This is a genomic window from Rhizobium sp. TH2, assembly GCF_024707525.1.
Classification (GTDB): domain Bacteria; phylum Pseudomonadota; class Alphaproteobacteria; order Rhizobiales; family Rhizobiaceae; genus Rhizobium_E.
On record NZ_CP062231.1, the window covers coordinates 4,711,711 to 4,735,610 of the forward strand.

21 protein-coding genes are annotated in these 23,900 nt (G+C 62.0%); 1 reads left to right on the forward strand and 20 read right to left on the reverse strand.

The genetic code is table 11. The annotated features are described in order from the left end of the window. Position 1: 1 nt before the first annotated feature. The 17 genes from IHQ71_RS22975 to IHQ71_RS23055 all read right to left on the reverse strand — a co-directional run bounded on the left by IHQ71_RS22975 (position 2) and on the right by IHQ71_RS23055 (position 19,651). The gene (locus IHQ71_RS22975) at positions 2 to 1,258 is read right to left on the reverse strand and encodes an ABC transporter substrate-binding protein (protein ID WP_258158734.1); all 1,257 of its coding nucleotides are present in this window, start codon (positions 1,256 to 1,258) and stop codon (positions 2 to 4) included. 91 nt (positions 1,259 to 1,349) lie between these two features. Further along, entirely contained in the window at positions 1,350 to 2,945 is a 1,596-nt protein-coding gene (locus IHQ71_RS22980) for a GMC family oxidoreductase (RefSeq protein WP_258158735.1), read from the reverse strand. A 3-nt stretch (positions 2,946 to 2,948) separates the two neighbouring features. Further along, positions 2,949 to 4,355, reverse strand: a complete 1,407-nt coding sequence (locus IHQ71_RS22985) for an aldehyde dehydrogenase family protein (protein WP_258162926.1) — start codon at positions 4,353 to 4,355, stop codon at positions 2,949 to 2,951. A 148-nt stretch (positions 4,356 to 4,503) separates the two neighbouring features. Further along, entirely contained in the window at positions 4,504 to 5,478 is a 975-nt protein-coding gene (locus IHQ71_RS22990) for a helix-turn-helix domain-containing protein (RefSeq protein ID WP_258158736.1), read from the reverse strand. A gap of 668 nt (positions 5,479 to 6,146) precedes the next feature. Continuing rightward, positions 6,147 to 7,589, reverse strand: coding sequence for an APC family permease (locus IHQ71_RS22995; protein ID WP_258158737.1), 1,443 nt, complete (start codon positions 7,587 to 7,589; stop codon positions 6,147 to 6,149). A gap of 128 nt (positions 7,590 to 7,717) precedes the next feature. Continuing rightward, complete coding sequence (locus IHQ71_RS23000) at positions 7,718 to 8,233, reverse strand: flavin reductase family protein (RefSeq protein ID WP_258158738.1); 516 nt, start codon at positions 8,231 to 8,233, stop codon at positions 7,718 to 7,720. 4 nt (positions 8,234 to 8,237) lie between these two features. Continuing rightward, complete coding sequence (locus IHQ71_RS23005; protein WP_258158739.1) at positions 8,238 to 9,581, reverse strand: glutamine synthetase family protein; 1,344 nt, start codon at positions 9,579 to 9,581, stop codon at positions 8,238 to 8,240. A gap of 2 nt (positions 9,582 to 9,583) precedes the next feature. Beyond that, positions 9,584 to 10,261 (reverse strand): TetR/AcrR family transcriptional regulator, encoded by a 678-nt coding sequence (locus IHQ71_RS23010; protein WP_258158740.1) that lies wholly within the window; start codon positions 10,259 to 10,261, stop codon positions 9,584 to 9,586. Beyond that, the gene (locus IHQ71_RS23015) at positions 10,258 to 11,553 is read right to left on the reverse strand and encodes an alpha/beta fold hydrolase (RefSeq protein WP_258158741.1); all 1,296 of its coding nucleotides are present in this window, start codon (positions 11,551 to 11,553) and stop codon (positions 10,258 to 10,260) included. The genes IHQ71_RS23010 and IHQ71_RS23015 overlap by 4 nt, the downstream gene beginning before the upstream one ends. 4 nt (positions 11,554 to 11,557) lie before the next feature. After that, a complete protein-coding gene (locus tag IHQ71_RS23020; RefSeq protein WP_258158742.1) occupies positions 11,558 to 12,868 on the reverse strand; it encodes an acyl-CoA dehydrogenase family protein in 1,311 nt (436 codons plus the stop codon). A gap of 23 nt (positions 12,869 to 12,891) precedes the next feature. Beyond that, positions 12,892 to 13,941 carry a peptidase M29 gene (locus IHQ71_RS23025; RefSeq protein WP_258158743.1) on the reverse strand — a complete coding sequence of 350 codons (1,050 nt, stop codon included), beginning with the start codon at positions 13,939 to 13,941 and terminating at the stop codon, positions 12,892 to 12,894. A gap of 195 nt (positions 13,942 to 14,136) precedes the next feature. After that, positions 14,137 to 14,949 carry a 4-hydroxy-2-oxoheptanedioate aldolase gene (gene hpaI, locus IHQ71_RS23030; RefSeq protein ID WP_258158744.1) on the reverse strand — a complete coding sequence of 271 codons (813 nt, stop codon included), beginning with the start codon at positions 14,947 to 14,949 and terminating at the stop codon, positions 14,137 to 14,139. A 7-nt stretch (positions 14,950 to 14,956) separates the two neighbouring features. Continuing rightward, a complete protein-coding gene (gene hpaH / locus IHQ71_RS23035) occupies positions 14,957 to 15,766 on the reverse strand; it encodes a 2-oxo-hept-4-ene-1,7-dioate hydratase (RefSeq protein WP_258158745.1) in 810 nt (269 codons plus the stop codon). Beyond that, positions 15,763 to 16,632 (reverse strand): fumarylacetoacetate hydrolase family protein, encoded by an 870-nt coding sequence (locus IHQ71_RS23040; protein WP_258158746.1) that lies wholly within the window; start codon positions 16,630 to 16,632, stop codon positions 15,763 to 15,765. The genes hpaH and IHQ71_RS23040 overlap by 4 nt, the downstream gene beginning before the upstream one ends. Before the next feature lie 11 nt (positions 16,633 to 16,643). Then, a complete protein-coding gene (gene hpaD, locus IHQ71_RS23045; RefSeq protein ID WP_258158747.1) occupies positions 16,644 to 17,624 on the reverse strand; it encodes a 3,4-dihydroxyphenylacetate 2,3-dioxygenase in 981 nt (326 codons plus the stop codon). 50 nt (positions 17,625 to 17,674) lie between these two features. After that, a complete protein-coding gene (gene hpaE / locus IHQ71_RS23050) occupies positions 17,675 to 19,189 on the reverse strand; it encodes a 5-carboxymethyl-2-hydroxymuconate semialdehyde dehydrogenase (RefSeq protein WP_258158748.1) in 1,515 nt (504 codons plus the stop codon). 69 nt (positions 19,190 to 19,258) lie between these two features. After that, the gene (locus IHQ71_RS23055) at positions 19,259 to 19,651 is read right to left on the reverse strand and encodes a 5-carboxymethyl-2-hydroxymuconate Delta-isomerase (protein WP_258158749.1); all 393 of its coding nucleotides are present in this window, start codon (positions 19,649 to 19,651) and stop codon (positions 19,259 to 19,261) included. Between the two features lie 113 nt (positions 19,652 to 19,764). On the opposite strand from IHQ71_RS23055, the gene hpaR reads away from it, so the two are divergent. Beyond that, the gene (gene hpaR / locus IHQ71_RS23060) at positions 19,765 to 20,256 is read left to right on the forward strand and encodes a homoprotocatechuate degradation operon regulator HpaR (RefSeq protein ID WP_374989907.1); all 492 of its coding nucleotides are present in this window, start codon (positions 19,765 to 19,767) and stop codon (positions 20,254 to 20,256) included. Positions 20,257 to 20,261: 5 nt separating this feature from the next. Here the strand turns inward: hpaR and IHQ71_RS23065 are convergent, their stop codons facing one another. From IHQ71_RS23065 to IHQ71_RS23075, 3 genes are read right to left on the reverse strand one after another with little or no spacing between them, the layout of a single operon-like run. After that, positions 20,262 to 21,251 (reverse strand): phosphotransferase enzyme family protein, encoded by a 990-nt coding sequence (locus IHQ71_RS23065; RefSeq protein WP_258158750.1) that lies wholly within the window; start codon positions 21,249 to 21,251, stop codon positions 20,262 to 20,264. A gap of 3 nt (positions 21,252 to 21,254) precedes the next feature. Continuing rightward, positions 21,255 to 22,538, reverse strand: coding sequence for an aspartate aminotransferase family protein (locus tag IHQ71_RS23070; protein WP_258158751.1), 1,284 nt, complete (start codon positions 22,536 to 22,538; stop codon positions 21,255 to 21,257). Position 22,539: 1 nt separating this feature from the next. Next, positions 22,540 to 23,898, reverse strand: a complete 1,359-nt coding sequence (locus tag IHQ71_RS23075) for an aspartate aminotransferase family protein (RefSeq protein WP_258158752.1) — start codon at positions 23,896 to 23,898, stop codon at positions 22,540 to 22,542. Between the last annotated feature and the right edge of the window lie 2 nt (positions 23,899 to 23,900).

Genomic DNA, 23,900 nt, shown 5'->3' on the forward strand with positions numbered 1-23,900 from the left:
GTCAGTTCGAGGTGATGCCGAGCTCTTTTTCCTGAGCACGGATCGGATCGAGATAAGCACTATCGACATCGGCGCATTGGCTGACCTGCTTGAAGCCATCCTTGACCAGCTGCATCATGATATTGGCATGGTTCGGCATGTGCCGATCGCCATTGCCGACATAGTAAGGGCCGCACAGCAAGTCGGATTTCTCGTTCTTGATGGCGCGAATTGCCTCGGTCACGGTAGCCCGATCGATCTTGGCGGGATCGAGCTTCAACATCGCATCGACGAAGAAGCGGGCCGAGAGATAACCCGACTGGCTGAACGTGTCGCGCGGATCGCTCTCCGAGGCATACTTGTCCATGACTTCGCGCCAGTTGGTGGCATCCGGCCCGGTGCCGTCAATCGGGGTCAGTTCGGCATTGACATACATCACGTCCCACCACGCCTCACCGAGCAGGCCGGGCACGTCCTTGTCATAGAGCGGGGTTGAAGAGACCCACTTGTACTGGTCGCGAGAGCCGGATTCGGTCACCACTTGCAGGAAGGCCGCCGCCATGCCAGCTGGCAGGTTGACGAGGATCGTGTCGGGGTTTGAACCGACAGCTTCGAGGAAGCCTGCATTCATGTCGGCTGCGCCAGGATCGAGTAGCACACTCGAACCCGTGAGCCCCTTGGCCTGCATGTATTTTTCCATCCAGCCGCAGGAATATTGCCCGACCGAGGGGATGGTCAGGCCGATGCAGACGACATTTTTGGAGCCGAGATTGGCGACCGCCCATTGCGCGGCACCCACGGTCGAAGGCAACGGACCTTCATTGGTCGAGACGATGTTGGGCGACTCGAAGCATTCCGACACGGCGCAGGCAGCCGCCATCGACATTACGCCCTCGTCGGAATAAAGCTTGGCGTTGACCCCCATTTCGACGAAGGAACCGCTGGCAACGAGAGCAACGACTTGTCTGTCCTTGACCAGCTTGGTCGCGACCTGGGCGGCGACTTCCGGGTTCCACTGATCATCCTCGACGAGATATTCGATCGGCCGGCCGTTGATGCCGCCGTTGTCGTTGACGCATTTGAAAAACGCCGCCGCAGCATCCGCGGAGGATGAAAAGTCGTCAGGGCCCGTCTGGCCGACCAGGGCGCCGACGAGGATCGGCTCGCCTTCCGCCTTCTTGCCATTGTTCAATCCGCAGGTCGGCGCGCCAAACGCGCTTGTACCGGCGAGGACGAATAGGGCCGCGGTAGCGCCCATGAGATAAGCGATGCGTTTCATTATTGTTCTCCTCCGTGTTGTTTCGTTGCTGGCCGCTTCCGCGGCCTGCGGGAATGCGGCACCCTCCCCGGCGCCGTGCCTCAGAGCCTTCTCAGGCCGAGATCTGTCTGCCTGACATGAATGCCGCAGCGCGCGCGGCGATCATCATGGTCGGCGCATTGGTATTGCCCGAGACGAGCGTCGGCATGACCGAGGCGTCGCTGACGCGCAGCCCTTCGATGCCATGAACCTTGAGATCGGGACCGACGACCGACATGCGATCGTCGGCGCGACCCATCTTCGCTGTGCCTGACGGATGAAACACCGTCTTGGCAGTCGAGCGGATGTAGTCGCGCAACGCTTGCGGATCCTTCTCGATCCCCGGCTTGGGCATCACGCGCCGTTTGACGAGCCTTGCCAGTGCCGGGGCCTCAAGGATGCGGATCGCCGCCTCGACGCCGCGCACCAAAGTCTCGATGTCGGCCGGGTCGGAGAGCGCGTTCGCGTTGAAGATCGCGCTCTCCTTCGGGTCCGCCGACTTCACCCGGATTGAGCCCCGCGACCGCGGCCTGAGGAAACACGGGCCGATGCTGAGGCCATGGCCCGGCTCCGGCTCGCGGTCGGCAAAACCGACCAGCACGGGCAGGACATGGAACTGTATATCCGGCTGGCCGGTGCCGGCAGTGTCGACGAAGCCGCCGCTCTCCACTACGTTGGAGGCGAGCAAGCCGCCCCGCGTCAGCATGTATCGCGCCATGTGCAGTGCGGCCTTTATGCCCTTGTCCTCGCCGAGGATCGAGATCGGATCACGCGTCTCGCCCTGCACCGGCACTTCGAGATGGTCCTGAAAATTCGCGCCGACGCCTGGCAGGTCTGCCACGACTGGAATACCGAGCTCGTTCAGATGAGCAGCATCGCCAATGCCGGATAGTTGCAGAATCTTTGGCGTGGCGAGCGCGCCAGCAGTCAGCACGATTTCCTTGGCTGCGGAAATCCTGGTGCCATCGAACAGCTCGACACCCGAGGCACGCCTGCCATCGAACAGCACGCGGGCGACCTTGGTCTCCGTCATGATCGTCAGGTTCGGCCGCTTCTCCGCCTCCCGCAGGAAGGCCTGCGCCGAACTCCAGCGGCGGCCGTTATAGGTCGTCGATTGGTAGAAGCCGACGCCTTCCTGGTTCTCGCCGTTAAAGTCTTCATTCGCCGGCAGCCCCGCCTCAACCGCTGCGTTGACGAAGGCCTGGCTCAGCGGATGGCGGTGGCGCGCATTGGACACATGGAGCGCGCCGGACCGGCCGTGATACTTGCCGTTCAGGTTGCTGTTGTTCTCCAGCGACCGGAAGACCGGCAGCACATCCTCGTAAGACCAACCCTGGCATCCCATCTGCGACCAGGTGTCGTAGTCGTTGCGATGGCCGCGGATGTAGATCATGGCGTTGATCGAGCTGCCGCCACCGATGACATTGCCCTGCGGTACGATCTGCGGCCGGCCATTGAGACCCTCCTCCGCTTCGGAGACATAGCCGTGAACGTCGATCCCCTTCTCCAGAACCTTGAAGAAAGTCGCCGGGATATGGATGTACGGATCGGCGTCGCGGCGGCCGGATTCGATCAGCAGCACCTTGTGAGCAGGATTTTCCGTGAGACGGTTGGCAAGCACGCAACCCGAGGAGCCGCCACCGACGATGATATAGTCGTAACTCGTCATGGCTCAGCTCAATACTGTCTGGATGGTGGTGAATTCCTTGAGGCCCTCCGCACCGAATTCGATGCCGATACCCGACTGCTTGACGCCCCCGAAGGGCGCATTCGGCTGGATCGCGCCATGCTTGTTGATCCAGACGGAACCGCATTCGAGCTTCAGCGCATAGTGCTTGGCCTTTTCCGGGTCGGACGACCAGACCGAGCCGCCGAGGCCGGCCGGGTTGCGATTGGCGCGTTCGATCACCTCATCGACGTCGCTGTAGCGGATGATCGGCAGGGCCGGGCCGAACTGCTCTTCATCGACAAGACGGACACCGTCTGCGACATCGGCCACCAGCGTGATCGGGTAGAAATAGCCCGGTCGGTCGATGGGCTCGCCACCAGTGAGCACCCGCCCGCCCTTTGCCCTCGCGTCTTCCACGAGGTCGCGCACCTTATTGTACTGCATCTCGTTCTGGATCGGGCCGAGTACGCTCTTCTCATCCATGCCGTCGCCAATGACGATCTTGCCGGCATAGTCGGCGAGCGCCGTGCAGACCTCGTCATAGATGCTGTCATGGACATAGAGTCGCTTGAGCGCCGCGCAGGTCTGACCGTTGTTGATAAAGGCGCCCCAGAACAGGCCCTCCGCGATCCGCTTGGGTTCGGCGTCCGGCAGCACGATACCGGCATCATTGCCACCGAGTTCCAGCGTCAGGCGCTTCAACGTCTCTACCGCCGAGGCCATGATCTTCTTGCCGGTCGCGGTCGAGCCGGTAAACGTCATCTTGGCGACGCCGGGGTGAGCGGAGAGCGCTCCGCCAATCGCGTTCTCGCCGGTGATGACATTGACGACACCGGGCGGCAGAACCTCGTTGATGATCTCGACGAGCCGGATGGTCGAGAGCGGCGTCATCGGCGAAGGCTTGATGACGACGGTATTGCCAGCGCGGATCGCCGGAATGATGTGCCAGCAGGCAATCATCACAGGCCAGTTCCAAGGCGTGATCGAACCGACGACGCCAATTGGCTTGCGGTGCAACTCGACCCGGCCCTCGTTGTTGTCTTGCAATATTTCGACCGGCAGTGAAAGTTCCGCCGTGTAGCGGGTCCAGGCGAGCGCGCCGCCGATCTCAAATCGCGAGCCAAGCCCGTTCATCGGCTTGCCCTGCTCGAGTGTCAGCAGCGTCGCCAGTTCCTCGGCATGGGCCTCGATCGCAGTCGCCACGTCACGGCAGGCCTGCGCACGCTCTTCCTCTCGCTTTTGGCGCCAGTCGCGAAATGCGGCCGCCGCGGCGTCTACCGCCTGATCGAGCTGCTCCGCCGTCGCCAATGGCATGCGGCCGACAATATCGCCGGTCGATGGGTTCCTGATGTCGTGGTGGTTGGCGGCGGCAACCTTCTGCCCGCCGATGAACAGCGTATAATCCATTATCAATCCTCCCCGGGAGCGACCCCGTGGTAGGGATCGGTCCAGCCTTCGGAAGGATCATGTGCTCTTCGTTGCCACGCGTCTTGGGCTGCCGCGCGGCGGAAATTGGAGAAAAGCGCAGATTATGCGCAATCGTCCAACAGGATGCGCATCAAGCGCGACCAGCAGGTTTCAGCAGATCGGTGGGGGCGCAGTCGAACAGTTCCCGGAAACTGCGATTGAAATAGGAAATGTCGTTGAAGCCGGCCGCATAGGCCACCTCGGCGATGGTCTGTCCGCAGCGCGCATCCTTGATCTGTTCGATCTTCTCGCGGGCCAGGCGCAGCCGCTTGTCGCGAATAATGGTGGTGCATGTCACGCCCATGCCCTGGAAATCCTGCTGCAGCGTCCGGATCGAAACCCCGATCCGCGTCGCCAGCCACTTCGCGGAAAGATCACTTTCCGTGAGATGCCGATCGATCAGGATATCGACCATCTGCAGACGCCGCGCCGCGCTGTCATGCAGCGACTGCATGTGCTCGATCGTTGCCGCCTCGGCGACAAAGGCCTGGCGCGTCGCGTTAAACATCAGTTCCCGCAGATTGCCGGCGCTAGGGTCGGTGTCCGGTGTCGACATGATCTTGGCGATCAGAGCACGCAGCATGATCGCCATCGGATCGAAACCTGCCAGCTTACGAGCGATCTCGAACGTGTCGCGCCTCTCCGAATACATGATCTGTCGCGGCAAATGCATGGAGAGATGATTGGAGAACTGGCCGCCGAAATGAAAGGTCGTCGGCTTGGTGGAATCAACGAGAATGCAGTCGCCCACATCGAGCGTATTCTGCTGGCCGCTATGATCCACACCGCACGACCCCTCGAGCTGGACGATCAGGAACAGGTGTTCCGCAGTGTCACGCCGGATGTCATCCCAGTTGCGATGGACGAAATCGAGGTCGTTCGATACATGGGCGAATTGCATGCCGCAGACGTCTATGCCGCGAGCCGCGCCCCGGACCGCTCTGCCCTTGTCCGTTGCCCGCGGGTCGAAACTGCCACAAATCGAGTGCAGGTCATGCCGCCATTGTTCGTAGGCGACGAGTGACCACTGGACCGGAATGAGATTTTCGCTGTGCAGCAGTTCCAACTCGGCCTCCCAGCCACAAGTTGAATAAGATAGCCCTCATGGGACATTCATTAGTTAACGTATGAAGCATCCAATGTTAGGGCCGTGGTGTCAATTGGATTGATGCGAGACGCGCTCTCCGGCGTGCCAATTCTCTAACCCTCCGACGACGACCGTTGTGGCTGATATCCGACGCTTGTGGGTGAACGATCTGGAACAAGCGGCAAAATTTGCTTGGCTTTACATTGCCATGGGAAGGCCGCCGCTGAGCTTCCCGTTCTTGTCGCTGCCCTTGGCCACCTTGCCATCCAAGACGGCCTTAGACCCTCTTGCATTGAATTTGACCCGGTTCTGTTGGCTGAGGCGGAGTCGGATATTCGTTCGGCCGGCGCGCGTCGTAGCCCAGCTCTACGGCCAAGCCGGCCGAACGAATAGGCGGCCCGCTTCAGCCAACCCGGTGGGCCGGGCATCTTTCCGCCTGGATCAGAGGCGATCGGCTCGGACGTATATCTGGATATGCCCTTCGCCAATCGCCTCTGCCCAGACGAAAACCTGCTCCGGCAGAACCGGGTCAAATTCAATGCAAGAGGGTCTAGCGCTTAGGATCGCTCTTTGATCAAGCGCTTCGCTGGGACTCGTCCGAAGTAGATCCACCGGCGCCCCTGCGGACGCCGATGGAGAATCCTTCGCTAGACCTTGTTCTGGCCCATGCGGGCATAGGCGGCCGGATCGGTGGCCTTGAGGCGGCTCGCCATCAGGAAGCCGATGATACCCGCAATCGGAATCAGCGCCGGCAGGATAATGCCGAGCGCACCACCCGTCGTTCCGGTCAGGTCACCGAAGTTGATGAAGATGTAGACGAACAGCGCCGCCATAACCAAGCCCGAGATCGCCGGCAGGACCAGTGTCGAGATCGGCGAATTCTGGCCGCCCTTCTTGCGGAAGAAGGCGATGACCGCAAGCGAGGTGATCGCCATGATGCCGAGCACGCCGAGCGTACCGACCTGGCTGACCCAGGTGAACATGTTCAGCACCGGATCGAGACCGAGGCCCGCGAAGACGGCGAGGACGATCAGTGCGCCGATCGTCTGCACGATCGAGCCGACATGCGGGCTCTGATGTGCATCATGGGTACGGCCGAAGACAGCCGGCAGCAGGCCTTCGCGGCCGGCCACATAGGTGTAGCGGGCGATATAGTTGTGGAAGGCGCTTAGCGCCGCAAACAGGCTCGAGACCAGCAGCACGCCGGCAATAGCAGGAACCGGACCACCGACATATGTCCCGGCGAGGTCGAAGAAGAATGCGGTCGGGTCGGCCAGGGCGCCGAGCGTCGGCAGGAGCTTGTCGGCACCGATACCGACGATCATCAGCCAGGTCGTGAAGATGAAGAACAGGCCGATCATGAGCACCGAGAGATAGGTTGCGCGCGGGATGGTCTTTTCGGGGTCACGCGCTTCCTCGGCATAGATCGTGGTCGCCTCGAAGCCGATGAACGAACCCAGGCAGAACAGGACTGCAGCCGTCAGCGAACCGGAGAAGAAGGCGGAGCTGTCGAAGATGTTGAGCGAAAGGCCATGCGCGCCGCCCTTGCCGAGAATGGCGAAGTCGACGATCAGCACGATGATATATTCAAGCAGCACGAGGAAGACCATGATCTTGGCCGACAGTTCGACTTGTCGATAGCCGAGGATGCCGACGAGCGCGATGGCGATCAGGCTCCAGACATACCAGGGGAGCGTCAGCCCGAACCCGCCGAAGACCCCGCTGGCAACGCCGCCGAGCAGGCCGATCAGGCCGAATTGCATCGCGTTATAGGCGACGACAGCGATGATGGCGACGGCCCCTGCGGTGCGGCCACCCAGGCCGCGGGCAGCATAGGCGTAAAAGGCGCCGGCATTCTTGACGTCGCGCGACATCGCGACATAGCCGGCCGAGAAGGCCAGCATGATCAGCGTCATGAGGACGAAGGTCGCCGGGATGCCGGTGCCATTGCCCAGGAGGAAGGCCAGCGGCATGGCGCCCGCCACGCCGGTCAGCGGCGCGGCCGCCGAGATGACCATGAAGGTCACCGCTATCAACCCCAGTGAATTCTTCCGGAGCTGGTTCGCTCCGCCCTGAGTAATATCAACCATAGTTCCCTCTCGGTTGTTGCACGAAGGCCGATCTTGCTGCCGGTTCTCCGCTGTGGGTGTTTCCGCGCCTCCGTCCCCGAAGCCGCGAAACTAATTTATATGTTAAGTAACTCCTCGACTGCAAGCTATCATTTGGCGGCCGACAATTGGACTGCCCGGCGATAGGCGCGTTGGCCGTAGAGGAGCGCTCCCGCATTGTCGGAGAGTTCGACCGACACGACATTGCCGACGATGATGTGATGCGTCTCCCAAAGCACCGAGGTCGCGACCCGGCACTGGAAGCTCGCCGTGGCGCCTCCAAGAATGGGCTGGCCGAGCTCGCCGCGCGACCAGGCCGTGTGGTCGAAACGCCCGGAATGCTCCCCCACCGTCATCCGGCCCGCGAAGAGATCGGAAACTTCGTGCTGGTCCTCCTGCAGTAGATTGGCGCAGAAGGCACGGTTTCTCAGAATGGCCGCGGCGGCCGGGCTCTGGTGATGCAGGCAGGCAAGCAGCGAGGGATGCGCGCCATCGGCCGAAACCGAGGTCAGCGAACTGATGGTGACGCCAAAGCGGCCCGCCTCGCCATCGGTCGTGACCACAGCCACGAAGGTGGCCGCACGGCTCATGGCTTCGAGGAATTGCATGCGAAGTTCTGGCTTCATGGCACTACCCCAGGTCAAAGAAACGTTGCAGTTCTACATCGGGTATTTTCTTGCGGAATTCATCGTACTGGCTCTGGCGGCTGGCCGTGAACGCATCGACGAAGCGCTCGCCCAGCCAGTCCTTGGCAAAGGCCGAACCGCGCAGCCGCTCGATCGCCTCGGGCATGGAGCGGGCAAAATCCGGTCCAGCATTATCCTGGACATAGCCGTTGCCGATCACCTCGGGCTCCGGCTCGATGCCTTCGACGATGCCGGCGATACCGGCCGCGACCGTGGCGGCGACCGTGAGATAAGGGTTGGTGTCGGCACCCGGCAGGCGGTTCTCGACCCTGAGCGAGCCGGCATCGTGGCCGACGATGCGGAAGCAGGTTGTGCGGTTCTCGAAACCCCAGGTCAGGCCGGGCGGCGCAAATGTGCCGGGCGCGAAGCGGCGGTAGGAATTAACCGTCGGCTGGAAGATCAGCGTCATGTCGCCGATATAGCGCTGCAGCCCGCCGAGGAAGTGCCGGAAGCGTTCGGAGACGTTGTTCTTGCCAGCAGCATCGTGGAACACGGACGTGCCCGCCTTGTCGGCAAGGCTGACATGGAGATGGATCGACTGGCTGTCGGCATCCTCGGTCCAGCGCGGCATGAAGGTGACGCATTTGCCTTGCCGCTGCGCCAGCGCGCGGACGAAATTCTTGAGCAGCACGAGTTGGTCGGCCGGTTCGAGACCCGTGCCTGCCGCGATGCAGGCCTCGAGGAAACCGCCGCCGATTTCCTCATGCATCTTGGCAAGATTGATCTTCAGCGGCTCGCAGATCTCGGCAAGTGCCTCGTACCACTCGGTCTGCTGCACCTGATAGAGCACGAGGTCGTGGCTCTTGTGCATCGTCGCGGTCTTGAGGTTACGGTAGCCCTTTTCGTGGGCGCTTTCCGGCGTCTCGTCGAACAGCGTATATTCGAGCTCCATGCCGTATTTCGGCACGAAGCCGGCATCAGCGCCGCGACCAAGCACTCGGGTCAGCAGCGAGCGCGGGCAGAGCGCCGCTGTCGGGCCGCTATGGTTGGAGAGGACCAGCAGGTCGTGCCCCGGCTTCGACCACGGCAGTCGCCGCACGGTGGACGGGTCGAGCACCAGCGGATCGTCGTGAAAATCCGAGGTCTCGTCGGAGACGCCGGGAATGTTGAGGACCACATCGGTCGGATCAAGCGCGTAGGTCACGGGCGACATGCCCATGCCGCTCCGGGCGATGCCGGCCAGCGATTTGACCGAGACCATCTGGCCGCGCAGCAGCCCGTTCGTATCGGTCATCGCTACCGTTGCGAAACGGCTTGCGGGGTCGGCGAGGTATGCGTCGAGAGTCATGATCACTCCGTTTCGGCTGATGTCGGCGGCTGAAGGGTAGCAAGGCTGGCGAGATCCGCGTCCGGCGCAGTCGAATAGGCACGCAGGAAGACGCGGAGGCCGTTGCGGATGTAGCGTTCGAGCGTCGCCCGGTCGGGCATCGCGTCGGGAATATGCAGCACCTTATTGCGCGGCGCCGAGAGGATGAGACCCCAGAGATCCTCGGCTGCCAGTTCCGTATCGTCGAAGACAAGGCGACCGGCATCGCGCTGGCGTTCGAGATAACGCATCATACCGGCCAGTGCCTGGTCCGGGCCGGAGGCCTGATAGGCACGGCCGATTTCAGGCAGCCGCTGCGCTTCGGAGATGATCAGCCGGGCGAGATTGAGCATGTCTGGCCGCAGCACGATCTCCGCATAGTGCCAGGAGAAGGCATGGAGTTCGGCGACCATCCCCGACGCAGAAGGATACTCGAAGGATTCGAGCATATGGTCCCGCTCCTGGCTCATCATCGCGGTGAAGAGCTCGTCCTTGGAGGGGAAATACTGGTAGAGCGTCGGCTTGCTGATTCCGGCCTCGGCGGCGATATCGTCCATGGAAGCGCCGACAAAACCCTTATCGGAAAAGACGGTCAGGGCAGCATCGAGAATGCGCTGCTCGCGAAGAATGCGGTTCTGCTGGCGCTTGGGCAGAGCGGTCATGTGATCACCTCCGAGAGGAACTCGGTCAGGATCGCATTATATGCATCGGGACGCTCGACATTACAGACATGGCCCGCACCGGCGATGACTTCGAATCGTACAGAGGCATTCGGCGCAGCCTCGACGATTCGGTTGGCGACGCCACGGATTTCAGTGTGCGGTGCCAGGCGGTCGAACTCGCCGGTCATCATCAGGACGGGCATGATGAGCTTCGAGAAGTCAAACCGCTCGGGCGGGTTGGTGAAGCAGGTGAGCGCATCGCGATAGGTCGCCGAAGGAATGGCGGCCATCGAGTCGAAGAGCTTCTGGCGGACATCCTCCCCGGCATAGGGACCGGCCAGCACATTGACAACGGCAGGCGCGAAATCCGCCGGTGTCTTGCCTTCGTTCAGCGGAACCTCGCGCGACCGGCGAAAGGCCTCGCGTTCCTCGACGCCGGCCTCCGACATGCCGGTGCAGCCGCCGGACAGAACAAGGCCGACGAGCTTGTCCGGATGGCGCATGGCGAAGGATGTGGCAATCCAGGAGCCATAGGAAAGGCCGCAGAGGACGACGCGGCTCGCACCCAAGTTCTCCATGATGCGTAGAATGTCGAGGCAATAGTCGTCGACCATGCTTTGTGATGGCCCGAGCTGGCTGTCGCCGTAGCCGCGCAGGTCGAGCGCTGCGGCATGCAATCGGGGCGCGACCGCATGAAGCTGGCGCCGCCAGTTGGTCCGGCCACCGCCGATGCCGTGCAGGAAGAGCACGAGCGGCCCGGACTTAGGCGGCGTGGCGGTGATTGCCAGGCGCGGATCGCCGCCGATGAAGACAGTCTCAAGCTCTGCGTCGAAATCGTTGTGAATGGCCGAGGCCTCGCCGGCAGCGGCGCTCGCCGTCAGCTCCGCAAGTACCTCGATCCCCATCTCAAAGATCGCCCTGGTCCCCGCCGCAATCACCCCGGCCCGCTCATCCTCAGCCGTCAACCGCGCTGACCACTCAATCCGGCTACCGCCGTCCTCGCCCGGCACGACCTCCAGCCGCGCCACATAGCTCTCCGCCCCGGCAATCCCTTCCAGATGTGTATAGACCAGCACCCGATCGCTATCCGACCAATAAACCAGCCGCTCACGATAAAGCGTATCGTCACCCTTGGCGGTAAAGGCGCGGATCAGGGCACCGCGCGCATCGCGTTCGGCCCGGATTTCCGCGACGGCCGGATGCCAGGCCCCGCAGAAATCGCCGGCGACGGCCCAGACAACAGCAGGATCTGCCGTCGAATGCCCGCTGACCTGAACCCGCTCCTCCCGCATGTCTCTAGCGCAGCCCCTTCAGCGTTCCCGCATCGCCGCGCCACAGCGAGGAGCGCGCACCGCCCTCGTCTCCTGGCGCCTTGTCGAGCTCATCCATGTCGTAGAGCGTGAGTACGGAGAGATAGTCCTCCATGATCTCCGACGTATAGGGCAGCATCAGCGCGCCGCAGCGGCTGTCGCGATACATGCGTTCCAGCGGCAGCGATTTCAGCATCGACTGGCCGCCGCAGGTACGGATCGCCTGAGCCGCGATTTCCTGCACGCCTTCCATGACATTGTATTGCGCGGCGTACATCCGCATGACTTGCGCCTTGGACGGATAGCCCTGCGCTTCCATGAAGGCCTGCCACCACAGCGCCCGCATCGCCGCGAGCTGGGTGTACATCTTGCCGACGGTGATGCGCTTTGTGCCGAACATGCGGCGGTCCGCCGGCGGTTGGCCGGGAACCTCGCCACGCAGATAGGCGCAGGTGAAATCGAACGCGCCCTGCGCCACGCCCATATAGGTCGGCGACAGCGTTGCCATCATGTGCGGCCAGTGCGGCAGCGTCTTGATGAAGATGCCGCGCGGCATCATCAGGTCGTCCTCGGTGACGAAGACATCCTTGAGCACGAGGTCGCGGCTGTTGGTGCCGCGCATGCCGAGCGGGTCCCAGCTGCCGGTCACCGACAGGCCCGGCGCATCCTTGTGGATCACGAAGATCATCGTGTCCTCGTGGCGCGGCTCGATGCCTTCGAAATGCTCCGTGCAGACGATGGAGTAATAGTCGCAATAGCCGGCGAGCGAGGCGAATTTCTTGAAGCCGTTGATCCTCCAGCCGCCCTCGACCTTTCGGCAGGACGTCTGGGCCGGTTTCGAGGTCCAGTTCTGCCCGGCCTCGGAGATCGGCTGCGAATAGATGCCCTGTTCCTTCACCGCCCGGCGGAACTGGCGTTCGCGCAGCGGCGCGAAGGCGGCGCGGTCCTCGTCGGTGAGGTTGGGCAGCTCATACATGAAGCGCGACCACATCATCGAGGAATTGTGCATGTTGAAGGTGAGCGCCGTGGCGCCGCAATATTTGCCGATCTCAGCACCGGCCATGGCATATTCGCCAAGGCTGAAGCCGTGCCCGCCGAATTCCTTCGGTACGGTAAGCGTCAGCAAGCCTTCGGCGGCCAGGTCCTTGTAGTTCTCGACCGGGAAGGACGCCTCGTCGTCGATGGCCTTTGCGCGCGGCGCGAAGCGCTCGCGGCCGAGTTCGTTGATGCGATTGAGCACATCGAGCACTTCGGGCCGGATGCGGGAGAGGTCGTAGTAATCTGCAGGTTCGCTCATCATCTGTCCTTCGTAGAATTCGCTCAGAGCACGAGATCGCCCTGGAGACGGCCTTCCTTCACCACCACGCGGCCATCGAGCGCGACCGTGCATTTGCGCATCGGCAGGTCGAAATGACCCTCGGTGAAGCGGCCGGCATATTGGTTGGCGCCGGTGGACCAGAGGAAATTGCCGGCCCAGGCGCGGAACTCGACGGCCTGCATGTCGCGCTTGTCATAGAGCGCGCCGGAGACCCAGCGAGCGGCAGGGTTCATGCCCCAGCCGACGTGGCTGAAACCATAGGCAAGCGGATCTTCCCAGGCTTCCATATAATCGCGGAAGAGCTCCGCATCCAAACCGTCACCCTTGATTTCCTTGACGAAATCATTCTCGACGGTGAAGTCGATGCGGCTGGTCAGGTAGCTCTTGAAGGTGAGGTTCATGTCGCCCACATCCATGACGATGCGGCCGTTGACGGTGTTCGAACCGGGAAATGCCAGGCAGAGGCCGCCCGGCCAATGCGCGACCGCGCCCGGCGTGGTGCCAAAACCCGGCGTGCCGCCACAAGGCGCATCGGTCAGATCGATCACCAGATCGGTGCCGGCAGCAGACGTCACCCGCATCTCCTTGGCCTCGCGCAACATCTGGATGCCGAGCGCCACCTTGGGGCCGAGTTCGGCCGTCGGCTCGCAGCGTTCCAGAATTTCGGGATGCTCGTTGCAGACCATGAGGATGCGGGCACCTGATTCCTCGACCTCAGGCCATTCGGCGGCATGGATCATGCCCTCCACGGTGCAATCGACGATGATCTCACATTGTTTCATCGCCTCGATCGCGGCGCGGTTGCCCTGGATCGCCAGTGACGTGCCCGTCGACTTGACCGGCACCGGCGCGGTCTGGCGCGGCGTCGGCATCGTGATCATGCAATAATCGGCGCCGAGATCGTGGCAGGCGAGATCCGCAAGCTGGACGAGAACCGGACGCGACTGCGTCTCAGAAACGATCGCCACCCGCGTGCCGCGGGCGATGCCGTTGAGCGTGAAAACCCGTCGGAAGCAGGCAAGCCACTTCCCCTCAATGCGCTCTTGCAGCATTGACCTCTCCCAACTGTTTGAATCGCCCTCCAGCGATTTCTTTACTTGTGAGTTAAGTTTTGTCGAAGTTCACAAAACTGTCAAGAGGTAAACTCACATGTTCAGCAAACTTGTGTTGACGCTCCGGCGCGCGTGCGTCGAAATCCTGTGTAAGGAGCTGGGAACGCTGCACAATTTTTGCGGAAGATAAGCTGATTAATAGACTTGACCGGAGTTTCGCGGCACTTGTTCGGACGATCCGCCGGCCTTGAAATCAGCCAACAGCTTGGTCGTCGCATTGACGAGCAGACCAACGTCGCTGCCGATACCGACGAAGGTCGCGCCTAGTTCGAGATAGCGTCGGGCGAGTGTCTGGTCGGCGGTGAGGATTCCCGCCGCCTTGCCGTGGCCCTGAATGCGCTTCAACGCATCCTCGACCGCAGCCTGGACCTCAGGCGCCCCCGGCTTGCCGAGAAAGCCCATATCCGCCGCAAGATCGGCAGGGCCGACAAAGACGCCATCGACACCCTCGACGGAGGCGATTGCGTCGAGGTTGGCAAGCCCGGCCCGGCTTTCTATCTGCAGCAGCAGGCAAACCTCGTCATTGGCGGTCTGGAGATAATCCGGGATGCGGTTGAAATTCGAGGCGCGCGCCAGCGATGCGCCGACGCCACGGATGCCGTGCGGCGGATAGCGAACGGCGCGAACCATCGCCTCGGCCTGCTCCTTGGTCTCGACCATGGGCACAAGGATCGTCTGTGCACCGATATCGAGGATCTGCTTGATGATCCAGGCCTCGCCGATCGGCGGGCGGATGATCGGGTGGACGGGGTATTTCGACAGGCCCTGCAATTGAGCGACGAGCGTCTGGATATCATTCGGCGCATGTTCGGCATCGACAAGCAGCCAGTCGTATCCGGCGCCGCCGCAGATCTCGGCGGTATAGGCACTGGTCAGCGCAACCCACAAGCCGATCTGCGTGCGGCCTTGTTTCAGCGCCGCTTTGAAAGTGTTCGTCGGTGCCGGCATGGAGGTCTCACTGGAAGAAACAGGAAATGGTACCGTAGGCGCCGAAGTCAGCCGTGATCGTATCGCCATGCCGCGCCTCGATCGGGCGGATGAACGAGCCGGCGAGCACGATCTGTCCCGTCTCGATGCCCGCGCCATATTGCGCCAACCGATTCGCCAGCCAGGCGATGCCGCGCGCCGGGTGATTGAGCACGCCTGCGCCCAGTCCGGTCTCCTCGACCTCGGCATTGCGCGAAACGATGGCGCCCATCCAGCGCATATCAACCGCGTCAGGCCGTATTTGACGGCCGCCGATGACGATGCCAGCATTGGCGGCATTGTCGGCAATCGTATCGACGATAGTGCGCGCCTTCTTCGTCTCAGGATCGACGCGCTGGACGCGCGTATCGAGGATTTCGAGCGCAGGCGTCACATAATCCGTCGCGTTGAGCACATCGAAGACGCTGATGCCGGGGCCCTTGAGCGGCGCCTTCATCACGAAGGCGATCTCGGCTTCGATACGCGGCTGGATGAAGCGGTCGCCGGGTATTATCGCGCCATCTTCGAACAACATGTCGTCGAACAGCACGCCCGAATCCGGCGTCGAGATGTTGAGGGCATATTGCATGGCCTTGGAGGTGAGCCCTATCTTCCAGCCGATCACCTTGCGGCCGGCAGCGATCTTCTTCTTCACCCAGTCCGCCTGGATCGCATAGGCGTCATCCATAGTGGCGTTGGGATGCTTTAGGGAAAGGAGACCAATCTGCTTGCGATCTCTTTCGGCGGCATGGAGCGTGGACGCGGCTTCGGAGATTTGACCTTGCGTAAGCGTCGTCATGCCTCGTCCTCGATTGTGTTGCGCAGTGTACCGATACCTTCCGCCTCCACCTCGACGACATCGCCCGGCTTCAACCAGATCGGCGGATCGAAGCGCGCGCCGGCCCCGGTCGGCGTGCCCGTGACGATGACGTCGCCCGGCGTCAATGTCGTAAAAGTCGAGATATAGTTGATGATCTTGCGGAAGGAAAAGATCATTCGGCTGGTTCGATCCTGCTGGCGGACCTCGCCATTGACGCGGGTCGTGAGCTGGATATCGGCCAGTTGCGCCTCGTCGGTGAAGGGCACCAGCCAGGGCCCGATCGATCCGGTGCGGTCGAAATTCTTGCCCTGGGTGACGTTGAACTTGGCATGCCGCACCCAGTCGCGGATCGTGCCTTCGTTGCAAAGCGACAGCGCCGCGATATGGTCGAGTGCTTCTGCCTCGGGGATGCGCCGCCCGCCCTTGCCGATGACAATGACGATCTCGCCCTCGTAATCGAGCTGCGCACTTTCCGGCGGCCGGATCAGCGGTTGGCCGTGACCGGTGAAGGAACGCGGGAAACGGATAAACAGCGATGGGTTGGACGGAGCCGCCTGCCCATCCTTGTATTCCTCGTTGCGGTCGGGAAAATTGACGCCGACGCAGATCAGCTTCTCCGGCGCCGAGATCGGGATCTCGAAGTGGAATGTGCCCGGCAAGACATCCGGCCTGAGGCTCGCGGCCTCGTCGGCCAGTTCGCCAAGGGCGCCCGCCTCGATGACCTCGCGCAGGGTCGGCCATTTCGCGTCATGCCGCGACGACAGATCGACGATCGCCTCGCCCTTCACCAGTCCATAGCCGGGCTTCCCATCTACCGAAAAGCTTGCAAAGCGAGGATGTGCCATCCGCTCTCTCCTTACGGCGCCACGATCGGCGTTGCTTTGAGGATCGAATCCCTGACCTCGGTACCCCGGAAGAGACTGCCCTCCTCAAACCAGGATTTCGGTGCCGGCGATCCCCAGAGCGTCTGGCGCTGCGGATCCTTGAGATCCCACTTGATCGGCTCGAGATCGGGATCGACGGTCTGGTAATCCGAGCAATAGATCTCGATACGGTGGCCGTCGGGGTCGCGGATATAAAGGAAGAAGGCGTTGGAAATGCCGTGCCGACCGGGGCCGCGCTCGATATTGGCAAGCCAGCCCGTGGTCGACATCAGGTCGAGCAGATCGATGATGTTGAGCGGCGTCGGCACCCAGAAGGCGGTGTGATGCAGGCGCGGGCCGCGGCCATTGGTGAAGGCGATGTCGTGCACGCCACCTTTGCGATGCGTCCACGCCGCCCAGAGCCGCCCGGTCTCGGCATCTTCGGTATATTCAGTCACCCGGAAGCCGATCTCGTTATAGAAGGCGACGCTCTCGTCGACATTCGGCGAGAAGCAGTTGAAGTGATCGATGCGCAGCGGCTTCACGCCCTTGTAGAGCGCGTATTTCTGGTGGATCGGCGGCAGGCGGTCCATCTTCGAATAGAATTCGAGCGGAATGCCATGCGGGTCTCGGGTGCGGAAAGTGCGCGACTGGTAGGGTCGCTCGATCCATTCGACCGGCAGGTCCTTGCCCTTGAAAAAATGCTCGGCCTTATCAAGATCCTCCTCGGAAAAGACCTTGAAGCCGAGATCCTGCGCTTCCGCCTTGCCAGCCTTCTTGAGAACGATGCAATGATGCCCGCGCTCTTCCATCGCCCTGAGATAGATCGTATCCGCGGTCTCGTCGGTCACCTGCAGTCCGAGCGTATCGACATAGAAGGCGCGCGATTTGACGAGATCGGTGACGGCCAGTTCGACATGGCTGAGCCGCACGATGTTGAAGGGCGGATGGAGATTGGGTTTCGGCAGGGGCATTGTTTCCTCCTCATGCTGATTTGGCGGCGATGCGAGCGTCGAAGCCCGCCTCAGCCACCGAGTTTCTGGATCGCATGCGCCATGCTGGCGAAGGCGACGTTCTTGGTTTCCATGTAGAAATCGAAGGACCAGTCACCGCCGTCGCGGCCGATGCCGGAGCTCTTGACGCCACCGAATGGCGCCGGCAGGTGGCGGACATTCTCGGAATTGACCCAGATCATGCCGGCTTCCAGCGCGTCGGTGAATCGGAAGGCGCGGGTGACGTCATTGGTCCAGAGATAGCCGGTCAGGCCGTACTGCACGTCGTTGGCGAGCGCCAGCGCCTCGGCCTCGTCCTTGAACGAAATGGCAGTCAACACCGGCCCGAAGATTTCTTCCTGGGCGATCCGCATCTGGTTGTTGGCGCCGGTGAAAAGCGTCGGCGAGACATAGCAGCCGCCGCCTGGACCATTGAACTTGGTGCCGCCGGCCGCGACGGTGGCGCCCTCACCCCGGCCGATCTCGATATATTCCAGCACCTTCTTCTCATGAACCGGGTGTATCAGTGGCCCGATAACAGTTTCGGGATCGAGCGGATGGCCGACTTTGATGCGCTTGGCCTTCTCCGCCACGAGCATGGTGAACTTGTCGTAGACGCTGTCCTCTACGAGCAGGCGCGATGACGAGGTGCAGCGCTCGCCGTTCAACGAATAGATCATGAAGACGGCGGCATCGGCAGCGCGTTCGAGATCGGCATCGGCGAAAACCACCACCGGGTTCTTGCCACCAAGTTCGAAATGCACGCGCTTCAGCGTATCCGCGCCCTGCTTCATGATCATCGAGCCGGTGCGGCTCTCGCCGACAAAGCCGATCGCCTTGATATCGGGGTGTTCCGTCAGCGCTTTGCCGGCGTCCTCGCCGAAACCGTTGACGAGATTCCAGACGCCCTTGGGCAGGCCGGCTTCCTCTGCGATCTCGACCAATAGTCGCGCCGTCAGCGGTGAAAATTCCGCTGGCTTGTGGACGACCGTGCAGCCCGAGGCCAGCGCGGGCGCGATCTTCCAGGTCGACAGCATGAAGGGCGTGTTCCACGGCGTGATTACGCCGACGGGCCCGATCGGCACACGGGTCGTGATGTTGACCTGGCCGGGGCCGCGCAATGCCTTGCCGTCGCGGGCTTCAGGAGCCCGATCGGCGAAGAAGCGGAAATTCTCAGCGCCCCGCAGTGCAGCCTTGGCCATGAATTTCAGCGACTGTCCGGTATCCATGCATTCGACGAAAGCAATCTCTTCAGCGCGCGCGACGATCGCGTCGGCGATCTTGTGCAAGAGCTTCTTGCGTGCCGCGCCATCCATCCCCGCCCATGCCGGAAACGCAGCCTTCGCCGCCTTCGCCGCGCGGTCGATATCCGCGCTCTTGCCTAGCGCCACCTTGGCGAGCGGCTTGAGATCAACCGGCGAGATCGTCTCATAGGTCGCGCCATCGGCGGCCCAGACATCCTCACCACCGATGCGATTCATGACACCGCCATCGAATTTGGTGAGATAGGTTTTGGCCTTGGCGATGTTTTCGTCGAGCTTCGACATTCTATGCTCCGTGAGGGGACGGTCGCCAACGCGGTGGGAACGGCGCGGCATCCTGAGAGGGATTTGGATTCACCCGGATTTCTGGCGGATCCGCGGGTGAATGGCGTTCTTCTTCCAGCTGAGATCCGGGTCGATCTCTCGAATTTCAAGGGTGAGCGCGAAGTGCGGCGTCTCGAACAGAGGCGTCAAGAATCGCGTTACGGTAGCGAAGATCGCCTCGCCGGTCTCACGTTTCTCCGCCTCGCTGCGGCCTTTGCCGATGCGGAAGGACATGTCGATAAAGCCATTCTCCGGCAGCATATCGGCGACCGCATAGGCCTCGGCCCGCAGCGCGCGGACGCGAAGGGCACCCAGTTCAAACAGGCCTGATGCGATGATGGTCTCATGAACCGCCTTGCAGAGCGCCTGAAAGTCGACGGCATCGTCCAGATTGGCCGAATATTCCATCGTGAAATGGGGCATCTGTCCTCCCGTCTTGCTTCCTTTTATATTTAACATGTTAATCATAGGTGCTGATAGTGTCAAGTGCCTTGTTCTACTGGCAGCTTGGTCATGCGATTGCAAAGAGGCTCGAAATGGACGATAGAACCGCCATGAACGATCAGTCTCCCCGCAAGTCCAAACTGGTGCAGGACGCGCTCCTGCCGCGAAACACCCGCCGCTCGCTGCCGATCGCGCTGCTTCGCGCCCGCGAAGCCGTGATGACGCATTTCCGGCCGATGCTGGCCGAGCACGACATCACCGAACAGCAATGGCGTGTGATCCGCATCCTCGCCGAAGCTGGGACGGTCGATGCCTCCGAGATGGCCGACCGCGCCTTCATCCTCGCACCGAGCCTGACCCGTATCATCCGCTCGCTCGAGGAGCGCGGTATCATCACCAAGGCCAAGGACGACAATGACGGGCGGCGCGTGCTGCTGCAGATCACACCGGCGGGCCTTGCGATCATCAACGAGGTCGCTCCCGAGAGCCGGCTGATCTATGACAGGCTCGAAAAGAGTTTTGGTCGCGAGCGGATCGACCAGCTTCTCGACATGCTGGACGAACTGGCCTCGATCAACGACTAAGCCGGTCAGGCATTTTCCAGCCGGGCGGCGAGATCCCGCGCTTCCGCAACATATCGCTTCAGCCTTTCCTCGCTATCAGGCAAGTCCGACCGCGCGCCCGCCCAGCCGATATAGGTCAGGCTCCTGAGCAGCAGGAAAAGCGGCAGATATTTGAATTCCTCCTCCATCGCCGGCCGCACGGCAGCATAACTTCGCAGCAACGCATCGCGCATTGCTGGGTAATCGGGCTCCCGGCGGTTGCGCAACAGCGCCGTCGCGACATCGAACAGCCGGAACCCAAAACCGCAGTCATCAAAATCGATGAAGGCAACGGCACCGTCGTTCACGAACACATTCTCGCGAACCAGATCGGCATGGATCAGGCCTTTGTCCAGCGACGGGGACACGGCATCTAGCCGACGCGTCAGAGCGTGGCGAAGCCTGACGAGAAACGCCCGATCGTCGGCATCGAGGCCATCGCAATCCCAGAACCGCCCCCAGAAGGGTTTGTCACCCAGAAGGCCTGCCTCGTTCCATGATGGGCGCTCGAAATCTGCGGGCACGTGAAAGCCATCAGCCGCGACATGCATGCGCGCCATCTGTTCGCCGATTGCACCAAAGACCGCCCCGAGTTCTGGACGCGATCGGCCAAGCGGCCGCCCGCTCTCGCCCAGTGGATCGCCTTCGACCCAGCCGATCATGTCCGCATATTGCGTGATGTCGCTGCCCGTATCGATCGCGACGAGAAGCCCGCCGTCGCGATACGGAATCGGCTCCGGCACGAGAACGCCCTGCCGCCGCAGATCCGCCATCCATGTGAGTTCAGACATCAATGCCGCCCGCGAATGATAGCCCGGTCGATGCAGCCGGAGCGCCGCCTTGCCGCCATCGGCGAATGTGACTCGGAACACCGCGTTCTCACGATATTTCAGGAGTTGTGGCACCTGGTCCGGCAGACCCCAGTGCCCGAGCGCCCGCTTGGCCCGCTTCGTAAGGTCTTCTTCGAGGCTACTCATCGCTCAGAGACCGGACAGTACGTCATCAAGCGTGGATAGCATGAAATCCGCATTGACCTTGGTGAAGGGCATGGGCGGGCGGATCTTGGTGGCATTCTGCTTGACGCCGAGCTTGCCCATCAGCACGCCGCGCTCGCGCATCTCGTTGATCACCCGCGTTGCGATATCCGCCGCCGGTGTCTTCTCCGCTCGGTCCAGCACCAGCTCCGCGCCGAAGAACAGGCCAGAGCCGCGCACATTGCCGATGATCGCATGCTTCCCAGCCAGATGAGCGAGCCCGCCAACCGCGTAAGCGCCGACGTCCCGCGCATTCTCCTGCAGCTTCTCATCCTCGAGCACATCAAGCACGGCCATGGCCGCCGCACAGGAGACCGGGTTGCCGCCGAACGTATTGAAATAACGAAACGCCTTGCGGAAGGCATTGAGCGTCTCGGAGTTAGCCACGACGCCCCCGATCGGATGCCCATTGCCCATCGGCTTGCCGAGTGTGACGACATCGGGAACGATCCCGGCGCGCTGGTGCCCCCACATATGCGTGCCTGTGCGGCCGAATCCGGGCTGCACCTCGTCGGCGATCATCAGGCCGCCTTCCCGCTTCACGATCTCGGCGGCCTTGTTGAGGAAGCCAACCGGAAGATCAGGAAAACCCTCATTGGCGAAGAATGGATCAATGATGAGCGCTGAAAAACCGAACGGGCTGGCCTTAAGCGACGTGATCGCCTCCTCCAACGCCGCCGCCCAGGCATCGGTGAAGGCCTCGCCCGGAATCCCACCCAGTGGCCGATAGCCATCCGGTGCCGGTACATGCCGCACATGGCCTCCATAACCGCCGACCGGCGGCATGCGGGTCGAGAGCTGCGACACGGCCGCGGTATTGCCGTGATAGGTATGATCCGTTGCGATCACCCCGGTATTGCCGGTCACCGCCTGCGCCATGCGCAGCGCAATGTCGTTGGCTTCGCTACCGGTGCAGGTCAGGATCGCGGTATCGAGACTTGGATCGAATGTCGCCGTCAGCCGCTCGACATAATCCAGAATGCCCTCGTGCAGGTAGCGCGTATGGGTGTTCAGCGTCGAAGCCTGCCGGCAGATCGCCTCGACCACGCGCGGATGGCAATGGCCGACATGCGGCACGTTGTTGTAGCAGTCGAGATACTTTCGGCCGTCCGCATCCCAGACCCAGACGCCCTCGCCTTTCACCAGATGGACCGGGTCGTTGTAAAAGGTCGACATGTTGCGGCCGAGCAGCTTCTCGCGCCGCGCCAGCAATGCGCCGTTGTCGCTCATCTCACTTGCCTTCCGCGGCCGACAGGCCGGCGTCGAGCGCCGAGATAATCCGCTGCACATCAGCAGCTGTGATCACCAGCGGCGGCGAGATGATGACATTGGTGCCCGAGGTCCGCACCATCACGCCTTCATCATAGGCCGTCTCATAGACCTTCGCGACGGCGTCCTTCGAGGCCCCGCTTTTCTTGGCGCGATCGGAAACCAACTCCAGCGCCGCCATCAGCCCCTTGCCTCTGACATCGCCAACCAGTTCGTGCTTTTCCTTGAGTTGTGCAAGGCCTGCATTCAGTTCGGCGCCGCGCGCAGCCGCGTTGGCGGCGACGTTGAAACGCGCTGTCTCCTTGAGCGTCGCGAGCGCCGCAGCCGCCCCGACCGGATGGCCGGAATAGGTATAGCCATGGCCGATCGAACCGAATGTCGTCTTGTCGGCCTCGAACACCTGGGCGACCTTGTCGGAAATCATCACCGCGCCGAAGGGGAAATAGCCGTTGGTGATGGCCTTGGCCGTGGTCATCATGTCGGGCTTCACACCCCAGCCGCGTGAGCCGGTCCAGGCGCCGGTGCGGCCGAAGGCGCAGATCACCTCGTCGGCGATGAGCAGAATGCCGTGGCGGTCGCAGATCTCGCGCATCAGCGGCATGAACGTCTCATGCGGCACGATCACGCCACCGGCACCCAGCACCGGCTCCATGATGAAGGCCGCGATCGTATCGGCGCCCTGGAAGGCGACTTCATCCTCGAACTGGCGGCCGATTGCCGCTGCGATCTCGGCCGGATCATTCGTATTGAAGGGATTGCGATAAGGAAAGGGAGCCGCGAGGTGGATGACGCCCGGCAGCAGCGGTTCGTAGTTTCGACGAAAATTGGCGTTGCCGTTCACGGACGCGGCGCCGAAATGGGTGCCGTGATAGCCCTTCTTAAGCGCCACGAATTTGGTGCGCTCCGGCTGACCGTTGATCTTGTGGAACTGCCGCGCCAGGCGCAGCGCCGTCTCCACCGAATCCGAGCCGCCCGAGGTGAAGAAGGAACGCGTCATGCCGTCCTCCTTGAAGAACTGCGCCAGTTCCCAGGACAGCTCGATCAACGGCGAATTGGTCGTGCCGCGAAAGGTCGAGTAATAGGGCAGTTCTTCAAGCTGGTCGCGGATCGCCTGTTTCACCGGCTCGCAGGAATAGCCGAGATTGACGTTCCACAGTCCGCCCACGGCATCGAGTACCTTTTTGCCATGGATGTCGATCACCTCGACGCCCTCCGCCGCATTGATGATCTTCGGTGGTTTGGCCTGCATCTCCGCCGGATGCGCCATCGGATGCCAGAGATGGCGGGCATTGTTCTCGATCAGGAAATTGGAATCACGCATCG